The sequence below is a fragment of the Enterocloster sp. HCN-30185 genome (genome assembly GCF_037890305.1).
Lineage (GTDB): Bacteria > Bacillota > Clostridia > Lachnospirales > Lachnospiraceae > Enterocloster.
On sequence record NZ_JBBKBT010000056.1, the window covers coordinates 1 to 397 of the forward strand.

The 397-nt window shown below is 48.9% G+C and carries 1 protein-coding gene and 1 pseudogene; both read left to right on the forward strand.

Annotated elements, in window-relative coordinates; genetic code table 11:
* Positions 1 to 71: 71 nt before the first annotated feature.
* Positions 72 to 260 (forward strand): hypothetical protein, encoded by a 189-nt coding sequence (locus tag WKT10_RS15975; RefSeq protein ID WP_002304353.1) that lies wholly within the window; start codon positions 72 to 74, stop codon positions 258 to 260.
* Positions 257 to 397 (forward strand): annotated as a pseudogene (locus WKT10_RS15980) (DeoR family transcriptional regulator); the annotation flags it as partial. The gene WKT10_RS15975 and the pseudogene WKT10_RS15980, both read left to right, overlap by 4 nt.

Consider the following 397-nt stretch of genomic DNA (forward strand, 5'->3'; position numbering starts at 1 on the left):
GACGGCTCTATGGCTGTAATTTTGCCGAAAATCGCCCCGAAACCATACACTAAAACGGGAGGAAACACAATATGCCGAGAATGAGCAAAAAGCGGAAGCATGAGCTTTCCTTTTACCTCAATGACCGGGGGCGTGTCACTTATAACGAATTATGCCGGAAATGCCAGCATGGGTGCAAGCAGAGCTTCCGGGCGGTTGTGATTGACTGCCCCCGTTATTTATCCAAACGAGCAAAGAAAAAGGAGGAACACACCGAATGAATTTTGAATTTATGACGATAGACACACCATTGCCGCCCTGTATGCCCTTTCCCAGAGCGTTGACAGGATTTCCAGTCAGCAGCACCGCAAAGGTCATGTACTGCCGGATGTTAGACGCTATGCTATCCAAAGGGCAG